The sequence below is a fragment of the Blautia glucerasea genome (genome assembly GCF_013304385.1).
Classification (GTDB): Bacteria; Bacillota; Clostridia; order Lachnospirales; family Lachnospiraceae; genus Blautia_A; species Blautia_A ammoniilytica.
Window position 1 is genome coordinate 1 of the sequence record NZ_JAAITU010000031.1, and the last position, 22,163, is coordinate 22,163.

Consider the following 22,163-nt stretch of genomic DNA (forward strand, 5'->3'; position numbering starts at 1 on the left):
CATCATAAAAAACACCGCCCTTCTGATATTTATTATATCAGAAAAGCGGTTCCAACAATAGCAAAACCCTGCAAAAGCAGGGCTTTGTCTACAGTCTGACGTCACTTCCCGGGAAGGAAGTGGCGTTTTTGCTTAGAAGAAGATTTATATTAATCTATTTAAAAAAGATTTCCGATGCCGGTAGACACCAGGAAAAGGATCAGCATTACCACAGGTACTACAAAACGGATCATAAAGCTGTACAGGCGGGCACGACCAAAATGTTCCCCGTTTCGTTCTACCTCACTGATAATATATTTAGGACCGATCACCCAGCCCACCAGAATACTGGTAAGGAAGGAGATAAACGGCATCAGGAAGCTGTTGCTGATATAATCCATTACATCCAGCAGCTGTGCAGTGGCACCATTTGGAAGTGGCAGTTCAAAGTACAGTGCATTATATCCAAGACAGATCAGCACAGCTGTAATAAGAGAATAGATCCCGATCATGCTGCACATCTGTTTACGGGTTTTATGGAAGATTTCCATGCAGTTAGCAACCAGGGTTTCCATAACGGACACGCAGGAAGTAAGTGCAGCAAAGCCCATCATTAAGAAGAAAGCAATGGCTGTTATTTTTCCTACAGGCCCCATAGCTTCAAAAACCTTAGGCAAAGAAATAAAGATCAGGCTTGGGCCGGAAGCCATTCCATCGGTGCCCAGGAAGACAAATACTGCAGGGATGATCATCATACCAGCCAGGAAAGCCACACCTGTGTCAAATATTTCAATCTGGTTAATGGATTTATTCAGATTTACATCATCTTTTACATAGGAGCCGTAAGTGACCATGATACCCATGGAGACACTTAAAGAAAAGAATAACTGGCTCATAGCATCCAGAAGGATTTCAAGGAAGCGCTTTACAGTCAGACCGGAAAAATCAGGATACAGGTATACCCATAATCCCTGAAGGCCTGTACGTACTGTGCCGTCTGTATCTTTTTTGGAAAGAGTCAGGGAAAAAATGGCAATGACAAGGATCAAAATGATCAGTCCAGGCATGATGAAGCGGGAGAATTTTTCGATTCCCTTTTCTACGCCACGGTATACGATCCAGGCTGTCAGTGCCAGAAATATAAGCATAAAAACAATAGGTGAAACCTTGGATGTAATAAATGATGTAAAATAGCTGTCCTTGGAAAGGGCAGATCCATCGGAAATAATATATTCACAGAAATACTTGGTGATCCATCCGCCGATTACAGAGTAATAAGTCATGATCAGGGCAGGTACAAGGAATGTAAGATATCCAAGGAATCTCCACTTAGGATGCAAAGTGCCAAATGCCTTCAGGGCATTTTGTTTAGTCTTTCTTCCGATGGCAATGTCTGTGGTAAGCAGCACAAAGCCAAAGGTAAGCACCAGGATAAGATAGATGATCAGGAAAAGTCCGCCGCCATCTTTAGCACAAAGATAGGGAAAGCGCCAGATATTTCCTACGCCTACTGCACTTCCCGCAGCTGCCAGGACAAAGCCGATAGAATTACTGAAGTTACTTTTTTTCTCTTTCATTGATATTACCTCAATTCATATTCTTTTGTTAAACGACTGATTTTTGACAGACATTTATAATATTTAACTTTTATTTTAATATACAAGGAATAAAATGTAAACAAAGAGGATTTCATGTAAGGAGATTTATTTGTAAAAAAAATTTGAAATATTATATTTTGGTCAGATATATGATATAATGGTGGTGTCCGGAAAGCAGAAAGTGTTTTCTGGATATTTTTATAAAAAAATGATAGTGAAGCTGCAGGATCCTTTAATTAGATCCTGGCATATTTTTGGAGAATAGATGATGGAACAGGAGCGATTGATTTTTCATGTGGATGTAAATAGTGCTTTTCTTTCCTGGGAAGCAGTACGCCGGGTAAAAGAAGGGCTTCCGGATCTGAGGGAGATCCCTTCTGCGATTGGCGGAGATCCCAGGACCCGGACAGGGATTGTGGTAGCCAAATCAATTCCTGCAAAAAAATATGGGGTATGTACAGGGGAGCCTGTAGGGATGGCTCTCAAAAAATGTCCTGAGCTGGTAGTTGTGCCGGGAGATTTTAGCCTGTTTTTAAGGTGCTCCAGGGCCTTTAAGGAAATCTGTGCATCTTATGCACCGGTAATGGAATCCTTTTCCATTGATGAGGTTTTCCTGGATATGACAGGTACATCCCTGCTTTATCCGGATCCTGTAGCCCTGGCCTGTGAGATCAAGGACAAGATCCACAGAGAACTGGGGTTTACTGTAAATATAGGGATTTCCGTAAACAAGCTTCTGGCTAAGATGGCTTCTGATTTTGAAAAACCGGATAAAGTCCACACCTTATTTCCGGAGGAAATCCCCACAAAGATGTGGCCGCTTCCTGTGGGGGAGCTTCTTTTCCTTGGAAAAGCATCCCGGCGGAAACTGGAGGAGGCTGGGATCCACACCATCGGTGATCTGGCACATGAAGATGAATCCCATATACAGATGCTTTTGGGAACAAAGAACGGACATCAGCTGTATCAGTATTCCTGTGGGAGGGATGACTCTCCTGTTCGGGCAGAAGCAGAAGAAAGCAAAGGGCTTAGCGTGGAGACCACATTTAATGAGGATCTTGTTTCGAAGGAGCAGGTCTTTCAGGTGCTTTTGGCCCAGTGTGACATACTTGCAGCCAGACTTCGGAAAAAAGAAAAGAAATGCAGCTGTATTGCGGTTTCTTTCCGTACATTGGATTTTAAAAACCGTTCTCATCAGATGACCATTGAAAGTGCAACAGATATTACGGATGAGATTTTCAAATATGCACAGAAGCTTTTTCTGGATTTCTGGAAGGGGCAGCCTTTACGTTTGGTGGGGGTTTCCCTGACAGGACTTAACGATGGGATGTATGAGCAGATGAGCATGTTTGAAGATACCAGGGACAAAGAGAAAAGACGGAAGCTGGATGCTGCCCTGGATTCCATACGTTTGAAATATGGCAATGACAAAGTGACCAGAGCCAGTATTATGAACAGCAGCGGCAGGATCGGAAGAAAAGCAAAAGCAGAGAACGGATTAGATAAGCATCGCACATGAAAGTTGGGGCCGGATAGGCCCCAACAGTTTGGAAATTCTTCGCATTTTTGAATTTGTGTTCTATGCCAGATACACGCTGCCGTTGCCTGTTCTTTAGTAAGACTGGCCGCCCTGGCTTCCGGACATCTGTCTTTCCTGGGACTCGATCATTTTTTTGACCATATATCCACCCACTGAACCGTTCTGTTTGGAAGTCAGGTTTCCGTTATATCCATCTGTAAGGGGGACACCCAGTTCATTTGCAACTTCAAATTTAAAACGGTCTAAAGCACTTTTGGCCTCTGGTACAACTGCTTTGTTAGAAGAAGTAGAATTTGTCATTTGATTTTCCTCCTTGGTTGTTTTGTTTGATGTTACATTGCTAGTATGTGCTGACCCAAGGAAAATACACTGGAAATTCCTGCTTTTTTTCAGGTTGAAAAATCCCAGATGACAGATATAGGATAAAAAATCAGTCAGCAGCTTTTGTAAGATCGGCTTTGACTGCTGTATATTTTTTTTCAGGGATCGGAAGAGTGGTGCCGTCTGTCATAGTGACCTGAAATCTTATAATCTCACGTACATGCTTCGGATTGATCAAATAACATTTGTGAATCTGATAGAACAGCTCACTGAAATGGTTTTTAATGGAAAGCAGATTGTCAATAGATTCAAAATCACCGTCCAGGGTATGGATCATGGTATGGGAGCCAAGGCTTTCCACATAAAGGATCCTGGGCCATTGCAGATATAAAAGGGATTTGTTTACGCTTTTAATGATCAGTCTTTCAGAACGGGCTTCACCGGCCAGGGTATAATGTTTATAGTGCTCATAATTTTCATCATAATGGACAGGGTAGATATTGTCACGCTCATCATAGGCGATGGCATTGGAAATGTGGCAAAGTTTGATCTGTGGCCGCCCGTTTTCTTCTACAAAGGTAAGCTGTATTCTTTGGTTTGCCCGGCTTACGCTTTTGTCCGGCCAGATGGTATCCACCAGGAAAAACAGAAGTATCTCACAGGTCTTGGCACTTCCGGCGGAAATAGGTGTAACTGTAAGATTGTTAATAATGAATTTTAAGGTTGTGATGTTCATTTCTGAAGGCTTCAATCAGCGCTGCTTTAGTGCGGATGATCTGTTTTTCGGCAGGACCGATCCACAATACATCTTTGTGGCAGGATTCCAGAAAGAGCCGGATATCGTTATTATAATAATTGGTTAGTATAGTTGCTGCAAATTTTGCGGTTTCCTGTATATTCATACCCATCCTCCTGTATTTTATAATCTGCCATACATAAGATACCAGGGCAGGATTGTGGGAGCGCATAGCACGAAGCAATCCGTAGGTATCATAATTGGTAGCTTTGAATCCATATCTGGATTTGGGTGTTTAACACACTTATGATAGTACCATAAATTTGAATATACAGGCAAGAAATATCCGTGCAAAAATTGGAAAAAATCACCTAAAATCTGTACAAGTATGCGAAAAAAATGTGAAGAATCAAAACAGAAACAGTTGTTCGAGAAAAGTTGTAACTTTTAGATTCTTGTGCTATAATGAACAAAACTATTGAGAAAAGGAAAGTATAGCATGTCACCATTATTAGCAATTCTGTTAGGAATTATACAGGGGATCACCGAATTTCTCCCGGTAAGCAGCTTTGGCCATCTGGCTACAGTAGAGAAGCTTTTCGGCGCAGAGAGACAGGCAGGTGTTCTTTTTGAAGTGATGCTGCACACAGGTACGCTTGCAGCCATATTTGTTGTTTTCTGGTCAGATCTTAAAAGGATAGGAGAAGAGCTCCTTGGCATGGCCATGGATCTTGCAGGTAATCTTAACCTGTATATACATAACAGAAGGACAGGAGAGCATCTGCATTATGCAAAGATCGTATATGGCACATACCGTAAGTTTGCAGCACTGATCCTTGTATCATCTGTTCCTACAGCGGTTCTTGGTTATACCTGCCGCAGACTGGCTGCAAAGGCGGCTGTTTCACCACTGCTTCCGGGGATCTGTTTTTTGATCACAGGGATTTTCCTGCTGGTAACAGATCTGGGTCAGGCAGGCATGAACAAGACCCCCAAGGAAGCCGGGTACGACAGTGCCATGTGGATGGGGATCTGCCAGGGACTGAGTGTATTTCCAGGGATTTCCAGAGAAGGTATGACCATCTGTGCAGGACTTCTTTGCGGGCTGAGCCGTAAGTTCGCTGTGAAATATTCCTTTATTATGAGCGTTCCGGCAGTGGCAGGTGCTCTGGTCCTGGAGCTTGGTCAGTTTGCATCACCTGGAATGACAGTAGGACTTGGTTTTACCTATATTCTTGGGATGCTGACTGCAGCTGTGACTGGATTTTTTACCATCCGGTTTTTGCTTGTTATCCTTCAGAAGACAAAGCTGCGTTATTTTGCATTTTACTGCTTCCTGGCAGGGATTATTGCACTGGTAATTAATTACAGGTAGAGAATTCAGCAAGAACGCAGCATGTATTTTGAATAATTAATTTAGTAAAGGGGAGTTTGTTCACTGATGGCAGGTTCTAAGACATCCAAAAGACGTACATCCGGGCGTACAGCCAGTTCAAAAAAGAAAAAGAAGCAGGCAGCAGCCAATGGATTTCAGAATGATATTATCCTTCTGGTGATCCTGGCTGCGTCCATTATCCTTCTTGTAAGCGATTTTGGTCTTGGAGGCATTGTAGGCAATGGGATCAGCAGCTTCTTTTTTGGCATTATGGGAGTTCTGGCTTATGCATTTCCTGTAGTATTTTTCATTGGAGCAGCCTTCCTGCTTTCCAACAAAACCAGCCTGCTTGCCCGGAAAAAGGTAGCTGCAGCAGCTGTCTTTTTTCTTGCATTATGCGGACTTGTGCAGCTGGTCACAGAGGGATATATCAGCGGGACCACACTGGAGGATTATTACAGGGAGTGTTCTGCATACCATACCGGAGGAGGCCTTATCGGTGGTGCGATCTGCATTTCCACCACTTCTGCATTTGGTGCGGTAGGAGGCTGTGTGATCATCGTTATGGTGCTGATGGTATGCCTGGTGCTGATCACCCAGAAGTCCTTTTTCGGATTTGTTTTCCGTGAGTTTGACCGCTTGATGCTTTTGATCAAAGGCGGCAAGGACAGCTATTTGGACGGCCGTCCTGACCGTGAAAAGGCCAGGGAGCTTCGTGCAAGGGCAAAAGCACAGGCTAAGCAGGAAAAGCGTGCACAGAAAGTCCGCAGGCTGGAAGAGGCTATAGAGTCAGAGGAACAGGAAGATAGAAGAAATGGTGCTGCTTCCAGGCATCATGAAAAGCGAAATGACAGACCTGGCCCCAATACCTTTGTTGTAGAGGCACCGGAGCGTGACCAGGGACAGCTGGAGTTTTCCATACACCGGGCTGAGCCTGTTCAGATACAGGAAGACAGCAGTGATAATATAAGACCTGAGGCTTTGGCGGAGGAAGCCCAGGCTTTGCCGGAAGAGAAGGCCGCAAGGCAGCCCTCTAAGAACCCTAAATCCTCCAAGAAAGAGATTGAGAATGGGATTCGCAATATCCAGCATGAGATCAACAGCAAAGAAGGGGAAGTTAAGAAGGAATATCAGTTTCCTCCAATGACTCTGTTAAAGAAGGGCAGTGGCAAATCCCAGGGGGATTCGGATGCCCATCTGCGAAAAACAGCCCAGAAGCTGCAGGAAACCCTTCGCAATTTTGGAGTGAATGTAACGATCACAAATGTAAGCTGCGGTCCTACTGTTACCAGATACGAGTTATCACCGGATCAGGGTGTGAAGGTGAGCAAGATCGTAGGACTTGCAGATGATATCAAGCTGAATCTTGCTGCTTCCGATGTAAGGATCGAGGCACCGATCCCAGGTAAGGCAGCAGTAGGAATCGAAGTGCCTAACAAAGAGAACAGTCCGGTTATGTTAAGGGATCTTCTTCAGTCACCGGAGTTTCAGAATGCAAGATCAAAGCTTTCCTTTGCTGCAGGTAAGGATATTGCAGGCAAGCCGGTAGTAACAGATATTGCCAAGATGCCCCATCTGCTGATCGCAGGAGCTACAGGATCAGGTAAGTCTGTTTGTATCAATACACTGATCATGAGTATCCTTTACAAGGCAAAGCCAGAAGAAGTAAAGATGATCATGATCGATCCAAAGGTGGTGGAGTTAAGTGTATATAACGGGATCCCTCATTTGTTTATTCCTGTGGTAACAGATCCTAAGAAGGCAGCAGGCGCCCTGAACTGGGCGGTATCAGAAATGACTACCAGATACAACACCTTTGCAGAGTATGGAGTACGTAATCTGGAAGAATATAACCGTAAAGTGGATTCCATGCCTGCGTCTCAGGACGAGGCAGCACCTGAGAAAATGCCTCAGATCATTATTATTGTAGACGAGCTTGCAGATCTTATGATGGTGGCACCTGGAGAAGTGGAGGATGCCATTTGCAGGCTGGCACAGTTGGCCCGTGCAGCAGGGATCCATCTGATCATAGCTACACAGCGTCCATCTGTAAATGTTATTACAGGCCTGATCAAGGCAAATATGCCTTCAAGGATCGCTTTTTCCGTTTCCTCTGGTGTGGATTCCAGGACGATCCTTGACATGAACGGAGCTGAGAAGCTGCTTGGAAAAGGAGATATGCTTTTTTATCCACAGGGCTATCAGAAGCCTGCCAGACTGCAGGGAGCTTTTGTTTCAGATGAAGAGGTGAGTGCAGTGGTGAATTTCCTATCTGACAAGAATCCTGCAGTTACCTACAGTTCCCAGATCCAGCAGCAGGTTGATACACCGGTGATGCCTGGTGCAGCGGCTGACCGGGATGACAGAGATATATACTTTGAAGAGGCTGGTAAATTGATCATCGAAAAAGAAAGAGCGTCCATTGGTATGCTCCAGCGGATGTTTAAGATCGGGTTTAACCGGGCGGCAAGGATCATGGATCAGCTTACAGACGCCGGAGTAGTAGGTCCTGAAGAGGGTACTAAGCCCAGGAAGGTACTTATGAGTAAAGAAGAATTTCAGTCTTATATAGACGGAAGCTCACAACAATAAAAGGAGGATTTTACAAATGGTAAAGCATATTGTAATGTGGAATTTCAAAGAAGATGTTCCGGAAGGTGAGAAAAAGGCTATCAAAGAGAAAGCCAAAAAAGAACTGGAAGCACTGGTAGGTGTTGTACCTGGTCTGATCAGCGCATTTGTGATCACAGAGCCGCTTTCTTCCAGCAGTCATGATTTCTGTCTTGTTACAGAATTGGAGACACCGGAAGCATTAGCTGCTTATGCAGTGAATCCAAATCATCAGAATGTAGCAAATACATACGTCCGTCCATATACCTGTAATCGTGCAGCTATGGATTATATGATGGACTAATAGAAGTAATATAAAAATGGAAATTCGTATTTTATCAGTAGGGAAAATAAAAGAAAAATATTTGAATGATGGGATCGGGGAGTATGCGAAAAGGCTTGGCAGATACTGCAAGCTTAAATTTATCCAGGTACCGGACGAAAAGACCCCGGATAAGGCCTCAGAGGCTTTAAATACCCAGATCAGGGAAATAGAAGGGGAGCGGCTCCAGAAGCACATCCGGGAGCAGGATTATGTGATTGCATTGGCTATTAACGGGAAAATGCTTGATTCTGTCCAGCTGTCAGAGAAGATCGCAGCCTTAGGCGTACAGGGAACCAGCTCCATCACATTTGTGATCGGCGGATCCTTAGGCCTTTCGGATCAGATCCTTAGGAGGGCAGATTACAGTCTTAGCTTTTCGCCAATGACCTTTCCACATCAGTTAATGCAAATGATCCTGTTGGAGCAGATCTACCGCTCCTTCAGGATCATCAATCATGAGCCATATCATAAATAAATGGGAATCGTTATCAGATCCCACTGATGCGGATCGCCTCAACAGCTTCACGGATCTTCTCAGGCGGGAGTACTAATGCAAAACGTACATAACCTTCTCCGTGAGGTCCGAAGCTGGATCCTGGTGTTACGATCACCCCTGCTTTTTCCATAAGCTCCATACAAAATGCCATACTGTCCATACGGCCGCCGGGGATCCTTGCCCACACAAACATGGTACCTTTGCCATTAGGCATTTCCCAGCCAATTTCGTGAAGACCATTGCAAAGGGCGTCACGCCGTTCCTGATACATGCGACATTGCTCCGTTACATTGTCCAGAGGGCCGGTAAGCGCTGCGATAGCAGCCTTTTGCAATGGCAGGAACATACCGAAATCGATCTGGCTGCGAAGTTTTCGAAGGGCAGCAATCACTTGTGGATTGCCAATCAGGAAACTAAGTCTTGCGCCTGTTACATTAAAGGATTTGGAAAGACTGAAAAATTCAACACCTACTTCTTTTGCACCTGGTGTAGCTAGGAAGCTTCCGCCGTATACACCATCAAAAATAATATCACTATAGGCATTGTCATGTATGATCAAAATATTGTATTTCTTTGCAAAGGCTACGATCTCTTCATATAAGCCGGGGGTTGCGATACTGCCTACCGGGTTTGAAGGAAGAGAAACCACCATATATTTTGCTTTCTGTGCAATATTTTCAGGGATTCCATTTACATAAGGCAGGAAATCATGCTCTGCTACCAGCGGATAGTAGTAAGGAGTTGCACCGCCAAGCTTGCTGCCAGCTGCAAAAACCGGATAACAGGGATCTGGCAGGAGTACAATGTCTCCTTCGTCACAAAGAGCCATACCCAGGTGTCCCATACCTTCCTGGCTGCCATATACAGACATTACCATATCCGGGGTAATACTTACCTGAAAACGCTTCTGATAATAAGCACAGACAGCATCAAGAAGTTCCGGCAGATCCCGCAGGCTGTACCGCCAACTGGAGTCCTCCTTTGCTGCTTCTATCAGTGCTTCTTTGATATAATCCGGTGTATGGAAATCAGGCGTTCCAACACTCATATTATAAATTTTCTTACCCTGCTGTTCAAGCTGGATCCTTTTGTTGTTCAGGGCAGCAAAAATCTCATCCCCGAATAGTTCCAATCGTTTGGAAAACTGCATCTTAAGTTCCTTCTTTCCTAAAATATTGGGTCGGGCTTTATTTTATCATCCTGTTTTTTATCTGACAAGAGAAAATGATTCAGATTCTGGCTCTTATTTGCATCTGCAGTTCTCATTTACCAAGGAAAAAATAGGGATTGTTTCAAAACATAAATGTATGTATAATTAAGAGAATATTTTGAGGGTGGCGAAAGGAGAACAAAAAGAGCAGTGAAAGATTATATGGCACCTATGGAGGGGATCACCAACCATGTTTACCGCAGTGCTTACCATCGGTATTACCATCCTATGGATAAATATTTTACCCCTTTCCTGTCAGCCAAGCCGGATAAGAAATTAAGTTTTAAGGAAATCTGTGAGGTTTCTCCTGAAACAAATGAAGGGCTTCATGTAGTTCCTCAGATTCTGGCAAATAATGCAGATGATTTCATAAATACAGCCAGGATCCTGCGGGATAAATACGGACATAAAGAGATCAATCTGAACCTGGGATGCCCTTCCGGTACTGTAACAGCAAAAGGAAAGGGGGCTGGCTTCCTGGCCTTTCCCCTGAAGCTGGATCGTTTTCTGGAAAAGATCTATGAAGGTCTGCCGGACATGGATATTTCCATAAAAACAAGGGTTGGCTTTGATGAGGAAGAAGAGTGGGATGCACTTTTTTCCATATATGAGAAGTATCCGGTAAAGGAACTGATCATCCATCCAAGGATCCGTCAGGATTTTTATAAGAATCAGCCAAGACTTCAGGCTTACCAAAAAGCATATGAGAAAAGGACGCTTCCGCTTTGTTATAATGGAGATCTTTTTACCAGGGAAGATTATGTACAGATATCTGGGCAATTTCCGGATACAGAATGTTATATGTATGGACGGGGGCTGATCACAGATCCGGGGCTTGTAAGTCAGATCAGGGAGGGAAGCCATCCGGATAAGGACCGGCTTTCTGCCTTTCATGAGGAGGTTTATATCCGTTATCAAAAGCTTCTTTCCGGAGAGAAAAATGTGCTTTTCCGAATGAAAGAGCTATGGTCTTATATGGGACTGTCTTTTACAAATTATGAAAAATATCTGAAGAAGATCCGTAAAGCCCAGCATTTTAAGGAATATCAGGCTGCTGTTTCCAGCCTTTTTGCAGAACAGGAGCTGATATTTGGCAGTAAGGATGACACATCCGGTGAAAATGCAGCAGGAGAGAATACTTCAGTAAAGAATATACCAGGAGAGAATACATGGAACTAGATACAGCCAGATTGGAGAATTTTATTGCAGATTATCCTATATATGAGTATCGTATCCTGGATGCCGGGGCCATTGCCATTGAAGAACGGGTTCGGGTGATCTGCAGACAGGAATGTGAAAGATATGGAACTACCTGGGCGTGCCCGCCTGGCGTAGGAAGCCTGAAAGAATGTGGAGATAAGATCCACAGCTTTTCCAAGGGGATTTTCTTTTCCAGTGTGGCAGAGGTATCGGATCTTATGAATATGGAGGAGATGCTTTCAACCCGCCATGCCCATGAGGATCTTACCGGACAGGTTGGAGAATTTCTGAAAAAGGAAGGTTTTCAGATCTATATTCTATCTACAGAATCCTGTGATATCTGTCCTAAATGCGCCTACAAAGAAGGCAAACCATGCCGGTATCCGGATCGGATGCATCCCTGCCTTGAGAGCCACGGAGTGGTAGTTAGTGATATTGTGGAAGAACAGGGTATGGAATACAATCTTGGCGGGAATACTATCTTATGGTTTTCACTGATCCTGATCCGCTGATGGCTTTACCTGTATATTTTGAAAAACAGATGCATACAATGTTGAAAAAGCCGGGAATGAAATGCCATGGAAAAAAGGCTGAACTGGAAGGATAATCTGGTAAAAGCTGCCGGGATCCCGGAGGATCTGGCTTATGGCCAGCCTGTGGTTACATTGACAGGGCATAGGCGGGCTGTGATCCAGAACTATCGTGGTATTCTTTTATATACCAGTGGAAAGCTGGTGTTACGAACATCCCATGGTACAGTAACGGTCTGTGGCAAAGATCTTCAGATCTTATCCTATTGTGGAGATGAAATGGAGATCACAGGATGGATCGGTGATATCCACCTGGGATAACCGGCTAGCAATGAGAAAGGTGCAGCTGTAAAGGGAGTATACAGCTGCGAAAGGGTTCAGATATGATGAATCTGTGGAAGGGCTTTGTATGGATCCGTATCTGTGGCGGTGAGCAGGAACGCTTCCTCAATCTTTGCAGGGCAAAAGGTATCATCTTGGAAAAGCTTTTCTTTACCCAGGGTGAGCTTTGGGCAACTGTTTCTACCAAGGATTTTTTCAGACTTTCCCATGTACGGAGAAAAGCAAAAGTACATATTCATATATTAAAAAAACAGGGAATGCCCTTCTTTTTTCTCAGACTGAAAAAAAGAAAGGCGTTTTTTCTTGGAATCCTTTTATGTATCAGTATACTGATTTTCTTCTCTGGCCATATATGGAATATCCATATAGAAGGGAATGTTAAGAACAGTTCCGGGCAGATCCTGGATTTTCTTGCAAAACAGAATGTTTATCACGGAATGAGTATCCGTCAGGTAGACTGCAGTTTTCTTGCGGGGCAGATCCGAAAAGAATTTACAAATATGATATGGGTTGCTGTCCGCAGGGAAGGTACGCAGCTGCTGATTTCTGTAAAAGAGGGCATTTCCAAGGAAGAACCGGAGAAGGAACAGATACCATACAGCCTTGCCTCAGGCCTGGACGGTGAAATCGTAAGAATGATCACAAGAGCAGGGACTCCCTTGGTGAAGACTGGGGATATGTGTGAAAAAGGGCAGCTCCTGGTGCAAGGACAGGTGGAGCTTGTAAATGACAGCCAGGAAATTACAGGATATGACTACGTCTGTGCGGATGCGGATATTTTTGTCCGACATGAGATCTCCTATTATGATCAGTTTTCCATGAAAAATAAGCAGGCAGTTTACACAGGAGAAAGGAAAAAAGGATTTTTCATAAAAGCAGGTCCTTTTTTCTGGATGTGGGGCACCAGTCAGAAGCAGGACAGCAGCAGGTTTACAGAAGAACAAAAGATCTGTCTTACCGAGAATTTTGTGTTGCCCATCTCTTACGGCTTTGCAACAGATGAGAAATATCGGATCCAGACAAGGATCCTTACAGACAAGGAAGCCAGGAAAAAGGCAGTTCTTCATATACAGCAGTTTGAAAAAAAACTTCTTAAAAAGGATATTGAAGTGATGGAAAACAAGGTGAAAATTAAAACAGACCAGGAAAACTGTACAGCCAGCGGTAACCTTGTGGTGATAGAAAAAACAGGAATCCGGGTTCCTGTAGAAAAAAGGGGTTCCAATATCCTGAAATAGTGTTAAAATGTAAGCAGTGCCTGCTTGCTGGGCGCAATGGAATATACGAGAAAGGACAGCACAGATGGCAAGCAATATTATTGAATTACACACCCAGATACCGGCAGACCTGGAGGGCAATGTATTTGGACAGTTTGACGGGCATCTGAAGCAGATAGAGAGGACACTGAATGTAACTCTGATCTCAAGGGACGGTTTTCTGAAGATCATTGGAGCAGAAGGCTGTGCCGCACAGGCCAAGCAGCTGATTGAAGAGCTTGTGACCCTTGCCAAAAGAGGCAATGTGATCACAGACCAGAATGTAAATTATGCCCTTTCCCTGGCTCTTGAGAAAAGAAATGAAGTGATTACGGAGATTGATAAGGACTTTATCTGTAATACCATACAAGGGCGTCCCATCAAGCCTAAAACCCTGGGACAGAAGGAATATGTGGATCAGATCCGCAAGAAAATGATCGTATTCGGTGTGGGTCCGGCAGGTACAGGTAAGACCTATCTTGCTATGGCCATGGCAGTTACTGCCTTCCGCAATGAAGAGGTAAGCAGGATCATTCTTACCCGTCCTGCCATCGAAGCAGGAGAAAAGCTGGGATTTCTGCCTGGCGACCTGCAAAGTAAGGTAGATCCTTACTTAAGACCACTTTACGATGCATTGTATCAGATCATGGGGGCTGACAGCTTTGCAAAGAATATGGAGAGAGGTCTGATCGAGGTGGCACCCCTTGCGTATATGAGGGGACGTACCCTGGATAATGCTTTTATTATCCTGGATGAAGCACAGAATACCACGCCTGCCCAGATGAAAATGTTCCTTACACGTATTGGATTTGGTTCCAAGGTGATCGTTACAGGAGATGCATCCCAGAAGGATCTTCCAAGAGATGCGGTTTCCGGTCTGGATGTGGCTATGAAGGTGCTGAAGAAGATCGACGATATCGGTTTCTGTGAACTTACCAGCAAGGATGTGGTTCGTCATCCACTGGTTCAGCAGATCGTTCAGGCTTATGAGAATTATGAAAAAAGACAGCCAAAGCAGGATAAAGGATCCAAATACGATGGAAGACGGAGACATGGAGGACAATAAAATGGTATCTGTACAATATGAATGTGAAACAGACATTTCTCTGGAATTGGACTGTGAAGCTCTTGCAAAGAAAGTGGCACAGTCTGTACTGGAACTGGAGAACTGCCCTTATGATAGTCAGGTGAATCTTGTTCTTACAGATAATTCGGGGATCCATGAAGTGAACCGGCAGTTCCGTGGGATCGATGCACCTACAGATGTGCTTTCTTTTCCTATGATTCCTTTTGAAACGCCTGCAGATTATCAGATCCTGGATCAGGATGAATCCTTTTTTGATCTTGATACAGAGGAGCTTCTTCTTGGAGATATTATGATCTCTGCAGAAAGAGTGATCAGTCAGGCTGAGGATTATGGACATAGTATCAAAAGAGAATTCTGTTTTCTGGTAGCTCACAGCATGCTCCATCTTTTGGGATATGATCACATGGTTCCGGAGGAAGCTGCCATTATGGAGCAGAAGCAGGAAGCAGCACTTGAGAAACTTGGGATTACACGTTAAGTCTGCGTATCAGGTATAATTAATAGGACTTATGCCACTTGTTCAGCAACAGTAAAGGAGAAAAAAATGAAGAAAAAATTATTCAGAATGCTTACCGGGTTGATTTTATCCTGTTCCCTTGCAGGAAGCAGCACAGTTATGGCTCAGGAAGCAGACAGTTCAGATACTGTGAAGAGTTACCTTACAGGAGAGGATGTACCGGCTTCCATTGGACGGAGAAGACCTGTGGCAGTGATGCTTGGCAATGATCGCAACGGCGCGCCACAAAGCGGGCTTACCAACGCAGGAGTGATCTATGAAGCACCTGTAGAAGGACAGATCACAAGATTGATGGGTATTTTTGAGGACTATGACAATCTGGAGAAGATCGGCTCTGTCCGCAGCTGCCGTGATTATTATATTTTCTATGCCAATGAATTTAATGCCATTTATACGCATTATGGACAGGCTGCTTATGCACTTCCTTATCTTGAGCAGCATGCTATTGACAATCTGAATGGACTTACCATGGGATCAACTGCATTCTTCCGTACTACAGACCGTCAGGCACCTCATAATGCATATACTACACCTCAGCTTCTTCAGAATGGCATTGATGCCATGGGATACAGCCAGGAATACAAGTCTGATTACACAGGCCATTATCTTTTTGCAGAAGACGGCACAGAGACTACTCTGGACAATGGTACTGTTGCCAATGTGGTGAAGCTGGACAATTACGGAGACAATCACCCCTGGTTTGAGTATAACGCTGATACCAAGAAGTACAGCCGTTTTCAGTTTGGAGAAGCACATATTGATGAACTGAACGGACAGCAGCTTACCTGTGACAATATTATCCTTCAATATTCTGCATATAAGCCTTACGATTCTAATGGTTATCTGAATGTGGATGTGATGACACCCGGACAGGGCAAGTTCATTACCAGAGGCAAGGCGATTGATATCCGCTGGGAGAAGGATTCTCCATGGGGTATTACTCATTATTATGATGCCAATGATCAGGAGATCCGTCTGAATCCTGGCCGCACCTGGGTTGCTATCATCCAGAATGACAAGGTGGATTCCATTTCTTACCAGTAAGATCTTGCCAGAGGTGAGACTGCATAATCTTTAACCTTAGCGCTGATACTATCAGAAAAAGGAGCGATTCTCATGCGTAAATTTTTCTGTTGTATCAGCGTATTTTTTATTTTAGGGATCCTGTGCCTGGGATATTATCTTACTTATACAGGCGGGAAAGATGGATCCCAGGGCCTGGCCCTGGGGCAGATCACTACAGGCAGGTCTGTCAATGCAGGAGAAACAAAGGGCGAATATGGGATTTATTATCTGCAGCTTGAGGGAGATACGGTAGTGATCTATGAAAACAACAAACAGACCGTATATGATAGGATCCCTATTCACCGGGATAGCCTTCCAAAGGAGCTGATGCAGCAGCTGAAAAAAGGAAAATATATCAAGAATAAGAGAGAATTATACGCATTTCTTGAAAATTATTCCAGTTAATAAATATGAATTTTTTCTGAAATTCCTTCCAGCTGCTGAAAAATCATAGACGAATGACGCAAAAAGGTGTAATATAGTTTGATGAAATAAAGGGTAAAAGCGTATTGGAGCAAACAGGAAGATGAATTACAGAGAACGACTGAAAGATAAAAAAAGAATTGTTATTAAGATCGGCAGTTCTTCCCTTACACATGCAGCCACAGGAAGGCTGGACCTGCTTAAGATGGAGGTGCTGGTGAGGGAGCTTGGAGATCTGCGCAATCAGGGTAAGGACGTAGTCCTTGTTTCTTCCGGAGCCATTGCAGTAGGGGCAGCGGCTCTGGGTATGAAGGGCAAGCCTTCTGATCTTCGTGTGAAGCAGGCATGCGCCTCTGTAGGCCAAGCCAGACTGATGCTGATCTACCAGAAGCTGTTTTCGGAGTATAACCAGATGGCAGGCCAGATCCTGATGACAAAGAATACTATGGTTAATAATGCTAACCGAAGGAATGCACAGAATACATTTAACGAATTACTTTCGTTAGGAGTGATTCCCATTGTTAATGAGAATGACTCCATTTCTACATATGAAATGCAGTCTCTTGAGAAATTCGGTGACAATGACACTCTTTCAGCTGTGGTTGCTGCATTGATCGAGGCAGATCTTCTCATTCTTATGTCTGATATCGACGGTTTATATACCGACGATCCTAATTCCAATCCGGATGCAAGGTTTATAGATACTGTAGATAATTTTGACGAACGCATTTTGAATATGGGGAAGGGTTCATCTACCAGTAATGTGGGTACAGGCGGGATGGCTACTAAGCTTACAGCTGCAAGGATCGCTACAGCTGCAGGAGTGGATATGGTGATCGCCAACGGAAGTGATTTTCATAATATCCATCGTGTCACCAAAGGAGATGACTGTGGAACTCTTTTTGTTGGAAAGAAGCAGGAAGAATTCTTCCTGATCGACTATATCGAAAAGCTTTTGTAAGGAGAGGATTATGGACGCACGTAAGATAGACAGGATCAATACTCTGGCTCATAAGGCTAAAAGCGTTGGTCTGACAGATGAAGAGAAGAGAGAACAGGCACTTCTTCGTGAGGAATATCTGGAGTCAATAAGGGCAAGCCTTCGTTCTAGGCTGAACAGTATTGATATTAAAGAGGCTGACGGAAGTATAACGAATCTTGGAGAGAAATATGGAAGAAAAAAAGGTCATTAGAAAAAAGATATTTGCCATCCGTCAGGATATATCTGACCAGTGCGTACAGGATATCAGTATAGAACTTTCCAAGCATTTGATCGATCTTCCGGTTTTCCAGCATGCAAAGAAAGTGATGATCTACGCAGACTATCATCATGAGGTGAAGACAGATTATATCATCAGGGCTGCCTGGGAAGCAGGAAAGCAGGTGGCAGTTCCCAAAGTGGTGGGAAAGGAGATGGTTTTCCATCTTCTCACAGATTTTAATCAGCTAAAGCCAGGGTATTTCGGGATTCCGGAGCCTGTATCCGGCGAAGCCGTCTGCTGGGATGAAGCACTTATGATCATGCCGGGAGTTGCCTTTGATAGAAAGAACCACAGAATCGGCTATGGCGGCGGCTTTTATGACCGGTACCTTGAAAAGCATCCGGGGCTTGATACCGTTGCACTGGCTTTTGATTTTCAGATAAAGGATCAGGTGCCCTGTGAGATCACAGACATCTGCCCGCAGGTTATTGTTACTGAGACAGAGACTCTGTTCAGAAGGGAGGACTAGACATGAATGAAATGCTGGAAATACTTGGGAAAAATGCAGTAGATGCAGAGAATATCCTTCGCAATCTTTCAACCAATAAGAAGAATCAGATCCTTCGCCAGGCAGCAGAGCAGCTGGTGAAGGATACAGATAAGATCCTAGCCGCCAATGCCATTGATGTTCAGAAGGGCAGGGAGAATCAGATGTCGGAAGGCCTGGTAGACAGGCTTATGCTGGATGCAGAACGGATCAAAGGGATCGGAGAGGGACTGCGCCAGGTGGCTGACCTGGATGATCCCATAGGGGAAGTGCTTGGCATGAAGAAGCGGCCTAATGGCCTTCTGATCGGACAGAAAAGAGTGCCCTTAGGGGTTGTGGGGATCATTTACGAAGCTCGTCCCAATGTGACTGCAGACGCCTTTGCCCTGTGCTTTAAGACCGGTAATGCGGTGATCCTGAAGGGAGGCAGCGATGCGATCCACTCCAACCAGGCGATTGTAGAATCGATCCGTAAGGTGCTTGCAAGGAACGAAGTGACAGAAGATGCCATTGCCCTGATCCAGGATACTTCCAGGGAGACAGCTTCTGAATTTATGAAACTGAATCAGTATGTGGATGTGCTGATCCCAAGAGGAGGAAAGGGTCTGATCCAGGCAGTGGTGAATAATAGTACCATTCCTGTGATCGAGACAGGTACAGGCAACTGTCATATTTATGTGGATGACAGTGCAGATCTTTATATGGCTGCTGATATCGTTATGAATGCAAAGACCCAAAGAGTAGGGGTATGCAATGCCTGCGAATCCCTGCTTGTCCACGAACAGGTAAAGGACGTGTTCCTTCCTGTACTGGCAGAGAGACTTCGCCAGAAGCATGTGCAGATGCGTGCAGATGAGGCGGCACGGGCACTGATCCCGGATGCTGTAGCAGCTACGGAAGAGGATTGGGGCAGGGAATATTTGGACTACATCCTGTCCATTAAGGTGGTGGGCAGCGTAGACGAAGCGATCGCCCATATTAATAAATATAATACCAAGCATTCAGAAGCGATTATCACCAATAATTACGAGAATGCCCAGAGATTTCTGGATGAGGTAGATGCAGCAGCTGTCTACGTGAATGCATCTACCCGTTTTACAGATGGCTTTGAATTTGGCTTTGGAGCAGAGATCGGCATCAGTACCCAGAAGCTTCATGCAAGAGGCCCCATGGGACTTAATGCACTGACCACTACCAAGTATATAATATATGGAAATGGTCAAGTTCGTTGATTTTTGGGAACAGGTATGCTATACTTGACCCAATGTTAATATTTTAAGATGTTGCTCTTTACGAGGAGGACTAGCAATGAAGAAAAAACAACTTTTAGCTTTTATGATGGCGGGAGCCTTATCTGTAAGCGCTGTTCCGTATTCTGCTTTTGCAGAAGAGGGCGCTGCAGCAGTATCCATAGATGAAACAGCAGTAGCAGCGGAAGCCCCGGCGACGGATCCGGCTGCTGCAGCTAATACAGAGGGACAGGCCACAGGGGATGCTTTATCAGCAGCTCCGGCTGCAACGGAAGCTCCGGCTGCAGACCAGGCTGCTGCTACAGATACTACCCAGACAGATAATACAGTTACGGAGACACCTGCCCAGACAGATCCTAACGCCCAGGCAGGCACGGATGCCCAGCCCACAGAAGCTCCGGCAGTACCTGACACTACACAGAATCCAGACAATACCCAGGATACAGACAACATCCAGGATGCAGTGCAGGATATCACAGAAGATAATACAGCTGTAGATACTGCCAATGATGGCACGAATGGGGGAACTACAGTAGATGAGAGCCTTCCGGTTCATGTGATCGATCCGGCAGATGGTAAGACGATCTCAGCTACCTATAACACTTTGCAGGAAGCTATTAATGGGATCGCAGACGGCTCCAGTACAAAGGATCAGCCAGTGAAGATCATATTAAAGCAGAATATTGAGATCAACGCTGCGGTAGCAGTTGGGGATAAGCATGTGATCATTGCAGCAGGTGAAACAGATCTGACTGTGAATCGTGCAGCGGATTATACAGGTGATCTTTTTACCGTTGATGAGGGATCCCTTCAGTTTGCAGCCGGTGTGAAGGATGATTCCACTGTATGTAAGCTGACGGTAGACGGCGGTCAGGCAGAGAATGTGACCGGTGCGCTGGTACATATCCTGAAGCCGGCTGGTACATTCGGCCTTCAGTCAGGTGTAACCCTTCAGAACAATAAGACAAACGCAGCCGGCAGTGCCATCTTAAATGAAAACGGCGGTACCATTGTACTGACAGGCGGTACGATTATTGGTAATGTTTCCACATATACAGAGGCAGACAAAGCAGCCGGTGGTGCTATTTACAGTACAGGCCTGCTCACGGTAGCTGCATCTAAGGATGTTGCAGGCACAGCTTCTCCTGCCACTATCCTGATCAAGGACAATACAAGGACAGATGGTTCTGCAGGTAATATTGTCTTGAACGGCGCAGGTGCATATGTACAGATGCAGAGCACTGTACAAAATTCTGAGATCCATATCACATCCACTGCAGGGCTTGCCCAGAATCAGCCATTGGTAGTTTCTGCGGCAGATGTTAGCGGCGCACAGGTTGTCACATCGGCGGATATGATTGCTTCTGTAGCACAGATGACCTATGATGATGCCAATTATAAATTACAGTCAGATCCTAATACAGGTGCTGCATATCTGACGTCAGCCACACCAGTTCCTACAGCCATACCGGTTCCTACAGCCACACCGATTCCTACTGTAGATCCGAAGCCTTCGGATGTGCCCACAGCCACAGCTACACCTACTCCTACACAGGCAGTGAAGAAGATGAAGCTTTCCAATAAGCAGAACATCAAATGGACAGGCCGTGAGAAGGCTATGTTTAAGTTTACCGCAGACAAGAATGGACGGTATTATATCGCCTGGAACCAGGACAAGAGCAAGATTCCTTCTTTTAAGGTAAGCGATGCCGTCTCTTCATTTGCAGCAGATCAGACTGTGACTGTAAATGTACCTAATATTACTGCTGAGGATGGTAAGGATGTATATGTATATCTGTTTGCTGTTGACGATAATAATGTAAAGGCTACTCCTCTTCGCTATACATTGAAGGCAAGTGCCCGCCCGGCAGCAGCTGTAGTTACCCGTGAGCCAATTGTTCCCAATGTAACAGAGAGCATTGTCCAGGGTCTGGATAAGGCACTGGAGTTCTATCCTAACCAGTTCTACAAGTTTACTGTGATCGGTGCAGGTACAGCAAGTACTGCAGAGCAGGTGAAGAGCCCTGTAGAGGGAGACGTTCAGTGGCGTCCGATCTACTGGAGTACATCCAAGAATCCATCAGCCAAGAACCAGAACAAAGAATGGCAGATCGGTGCCAAGAATGGTATCAAAGAGGCCAAGACCTTTAAGCTGTATGTATTCTTCCAGAAATATGTATATAATGGCAAAGAATGGCAGGCAAGTGATACTGTTCAGTCAGCTGCCTACACCTTCAGATCCGCAGAGATCACCTTTGAGCCTTCAGGTACCCCATCCGGCACACCGGCAGCAGGCAGCGGCGGTTATTATGGAGGCGGTGAGACCGGTGAGGATACAGATGGCGATGGAGGAAGCGATGCAGCAAGCCGTGATGGAGATGATTCCGACACAGGCAGCACATCTTCCGCATCCAATGCTTCCACAGCAGATAACTCACCAATCGGTGCTATGGTATCCTTGGCAGCCCTTTCACTTCTGGCAGGCGGCTATGTGATCGTAAGAAGACGTAAAAGAGCGTGATCCTTTATAACTTGTGTATATCAGCTGGGAGTC

General features: G+C 44.9%; 23 protein-coding genes. 18 read left to right on the plus strand and 5 right to left on the minus strand.

The window, feature by feature from the left end:
• Nucleotides 1-158 precede the first annotated feature (158 nt).
• Nucleotides 159-1,556, minus strand: a complete 1,398-nt coding sequence (locus G5B11_RS12180) for a sodium-dependent transporter (protein ID WP_158420914.1) — start codon at nt 1,554-1,556, stop codon at nt 159-161.
• Nucleotides 1,557-1,842: 286 nt separating this feature from the next.
• On the opposite strand from G5B11_RS12180, the gene G5B11_RS12185 reads away from it, so the two are divergent.
• Nucleotides 1,843-3,096, plus strand: a complete 1,254-nt coding sequence (locus tag G5B11_RS12185; RefSeq protein ID WP_158420915.1) for a DNA polymerase Y family protein — start codon at nt 1,843-1,845, stop codon at nt 3,094-3,096.
• A gap of 93 nt (nt 3,097-3,189) precedes the next feature.
• Here G5B11_RS12185 and G5B11_RS12190 read toward each other — a convergent pair whose 3' ends face one another.
• The 3 genes from G5B11_RS12190 to G5B11_RS12200 form a co-directional block, all read right to left on the minus strand.
• On the minus strand, nt 3,190-3,417 hold the full coding sequence (locus G5B11_RS12190; protein ID WP_158420916.1) for an alpha/beta-type small acid-soluble spore protein: 228 nt from the start codon (nt 3,415-3,417) through the stop codon (nt 3,190-3,192).
• A gap of 130 nt (nt 3,418-3,547) precedes the next feature.
• Nucleotides 3,548-4,174, minus strand: coding sequence for a LytR/AlgR family response regulator transcription factor (locus G5B11_RS12195; RefSeq protein ID WP_158420917.1), 627 nt, complete (start codon nt 4,172-4,174; stop codon nt 3,548-3,550).
• Nucleotides 4,143-4,340: a hypothetical protein gene (locus G5B11_RS12200; RefSeq protein ID WP_158420918.1), complete on the minus strand. Its 198-nt coding sequence runs from the start codon at nt 4,338-4,340 to the stop codon at nt 4,143-4,145. The genes G5B11_RS12195 and G5B11_RS12200 overlap by 32 nt, the downstream gene beginning before the upstream one ends.
• Nucleotides 4,341-4,673: 333 nt before the next feature.
• Between G5B11_RS12200 and G5B11_RS12205 the strand changes: the two genes are divergently transcribed.
• From G5B11_RS12205 to rlmH, 4 genes are all read left to right on the plus strand, one after another.
• Nucleotides 4,674-5,549, plus strand: a complete 876-nt coding sequence (locus tag G5B11_RS12205; protein ID WP_158420919.1) for an undecaprenyl-diphosphate phosphatase — start codon at nt 4,674-4,676, stop codon at nt 5,547-5,549.
• 66 nt (nt 5,550-5,615) lie between these two features.
• Entirely contained in the window at nt 5,616-8,141 is a 2,526-nt protein-coding gene (locus G5B11_RS12210; protein ID WP_158420920.1) for an FtsK/SpoIIIE family DNA translocase, read from the plus strand.
• A gap of 16 nt (nt 8,142-8,157) precedes the next feature.
• Nucleotides 8,158-8,463: a Dabb family protein gene (locus G5B11_RS12215; protein ID WP_158420921.1), complete on the plus strand. Its 306-nt coding sequence runs from the start codon at nt 8,158-8,160 to the stop codon at nt 8,461-8,463.
• Between the two features lie 16 nt (nt 8,464-8,479).
• Complete coding sequence (gene rlmH, locus G5B11_RS12220; protein ID WP_158420922.1) at nt 8,480-8,959, plus strand: 23S rRNA (pseudouridine(1915)-N(3))-methyltransferase RlmH; 480 nt, start codon at nt 8,480-8,482, stop codon at nt 8,957-8,959.
• A 13-nt stretch (nt 8,960-8,972) separates the two neighbouring features.
• Here rlmH and G5B11_RS12225 read toward each other — a convergent pair whose 3' ends face one another.
• The gene (locus tag G5B11_RS12225) at nt 8,973-10,130 is read right to left on the minus strand and encodes a pyridoxal phosphate-dependent aminotransferase (RefSeq protein ID WP_158420923.1); all 1,158 of its coding nucleotides are present in this window, start codon (nt 10,128-10,130) and stop codon (nt 8,973-8,975) included.
• A gap of 210 nt (nt 10,131-10,340) precedes the next feature.
• On the opposite strand from G5B11_RS12225, the gene G5B11_RS12230 reads away from it, so the two are divergent.
• The 13 genes from G5B11_RS12230 to G5B11_RS12290 all read left to right on the plus strand — a co-directional run bounded on the left by G5B11_RS12230 (nt 10,341) and on the right by G5B11_RS12290 (nt 22,130).
• Nucleotides 10,341-11,369 carry a tRNA dihydrouridine synthase gene (locus tag G5B11_RS12230; protein WP_173728374.1) on the plus strand — a complete coding sequence of 343 codons (1,029 nt, stop codon included), beginning with the start codon at nt 10,341-10,343 and terminating at the stop codon, nt 11,367-11,369.
• Nucleotides 11,360-11,902: a DUF2284 domain-containing protein gene (locus G5B11_RS12235; protein ID WP_158420924.1), complete on the plus strand. Its 543-nt coding sequence runs from the start codon at nt 11,360-11,362 to the stop codon at nt 11,900-11,902. Before G5B11_RS12230 ends, G5B11_RS12235 begins: the two co-directional genes overlap by 10 nt.
• A 66-nt stretch (nt 11,903-11,968) precedes the next feature.
• A complete protein-coding gene (locus tag G5B11_RS12240) occupies nt 11,969-12,241 on the plus strand; it encodes a YabP/YqfC family sporulation protein (protein ID WP_173728376.1) in 273 nt (90 codons plus the stop codon).
• 62 nt (nt 12,242-12,303) lie between these two features.
• Nucleotides 12,304-13,500 carry a sporulation protein YqfD gene (locus tag G5B11_RS12245; protein WP_158420926.1) on the plus strand — a complete coding sequence of 399 codons (1,197 nt, stop codon included), beginning with the start codon at nt 12,304-12,306 and terminating at the stop codon, nt 13,498-13,500.
• 64 nt (nt 13,501-13,564) lie between these two features.
• Nucleotides 13,565-14,584, plus strand: a complete 1,020-nt coding sequence (locus tag G5B11_RS12250; protein WP_158420927.1) for a PhoH family protein — start codon at nt 13,565-13,567, stop codon at nt 14,582-14,584.
• The gene (gene ybeY, locus G5B11_RS12255) at nt 14,571-15,083 is read left to right on the plus strand and encodes an rRNA maturation RNase YbeY (RefSeq protein WP_244093005.1); all 513 of its coding nucleotides are present in this window, start codon (nt 14,571-14,573) and stop codon (nt 15,081-15,083) included. The genes G5B11_RS12250 and ybeY overlap by 14 nt, the downstream gene beginning before the upstream one ends.
• Nucleotides 15,084-15,149: 66 nt before the next feature.
• Entirely contained in the window at nt 15,150-16,166 is a 1,017-nt protein-coding gene (locus G5B11_RS12260; RefSeq protein WP_244093006.1) for a DUF3048 domain-containing protein, read from the plus strand.
• 72 nt (nt 16,167-16,238) lie between these two features.
• Complete coding sequence (locus G5B11_RS12265) at nt 16,239-16,592, plus strand: hypothetical protein (protein WP_173728378.1); 354 nt, start codon at nt 16,239-16,241, stop codon at nt 16,590-16,592.
• A 121-nt stretch (nt 16,593-16,713) separates the two neighbouring features.
• Entirely contained in the window at nt 16,714-17,571 is an 858-nt protein-coding gene (gene proB, locus G5B11_RS12270) for a glutamate 5-kinase (protein ID WP_158420929.1), read from the plus strand.
• Between the two features lie 10 nt (nt 17,572-17,581).
• A complete protein-coding gene (locus tag G5B11_RS12275; protein WP_173728380.1) occupies nt 17,582-17,803 on the plus strand; it encodes a DUF896 domain-containing protein in 222 nt (73 codons plus the stop codon).
• A complete protein-coding gene (locus tag G5B11_RS12280) occupies nt 17,781-18,341 on the plus strand; it encodes a 5-formyltetrahydrofolate cyclo-ligase (RefSeq protein ID WP_173728382.1) in 561 nt (186 codons plus the stop codon). The genes G5B11_RS12275 and G5B11_RS12280 overlap by 23 nt, the downstream gene beginning before the upstream one ends.
• Nucleotides 18,342-18,352: 11 nt before the next feature.
• Complete coding sequence (locus G5B11_RS12285) at nt 18,353-19,591, plus strand: glutamate-5-semialdehyde dehydrogenase (protein ID WP_334292245.1); 1,239 nt, start codon at nt 18,353-18,355, stop codon at nt 19,589-19,591.
• Between the two features lie 76 nt (nt 19,592-19,667).
• Entirely contained in the window at nt 19,668-22,130 is a 2,463-nt protein-coding gene (locus G5B11_RS12290; protein ID WP_173728384.1) for a hypothetical protein, read from the plus strand.
• Nucleotides 22,131-22,163: the final 33 nt, after the last annotated feature.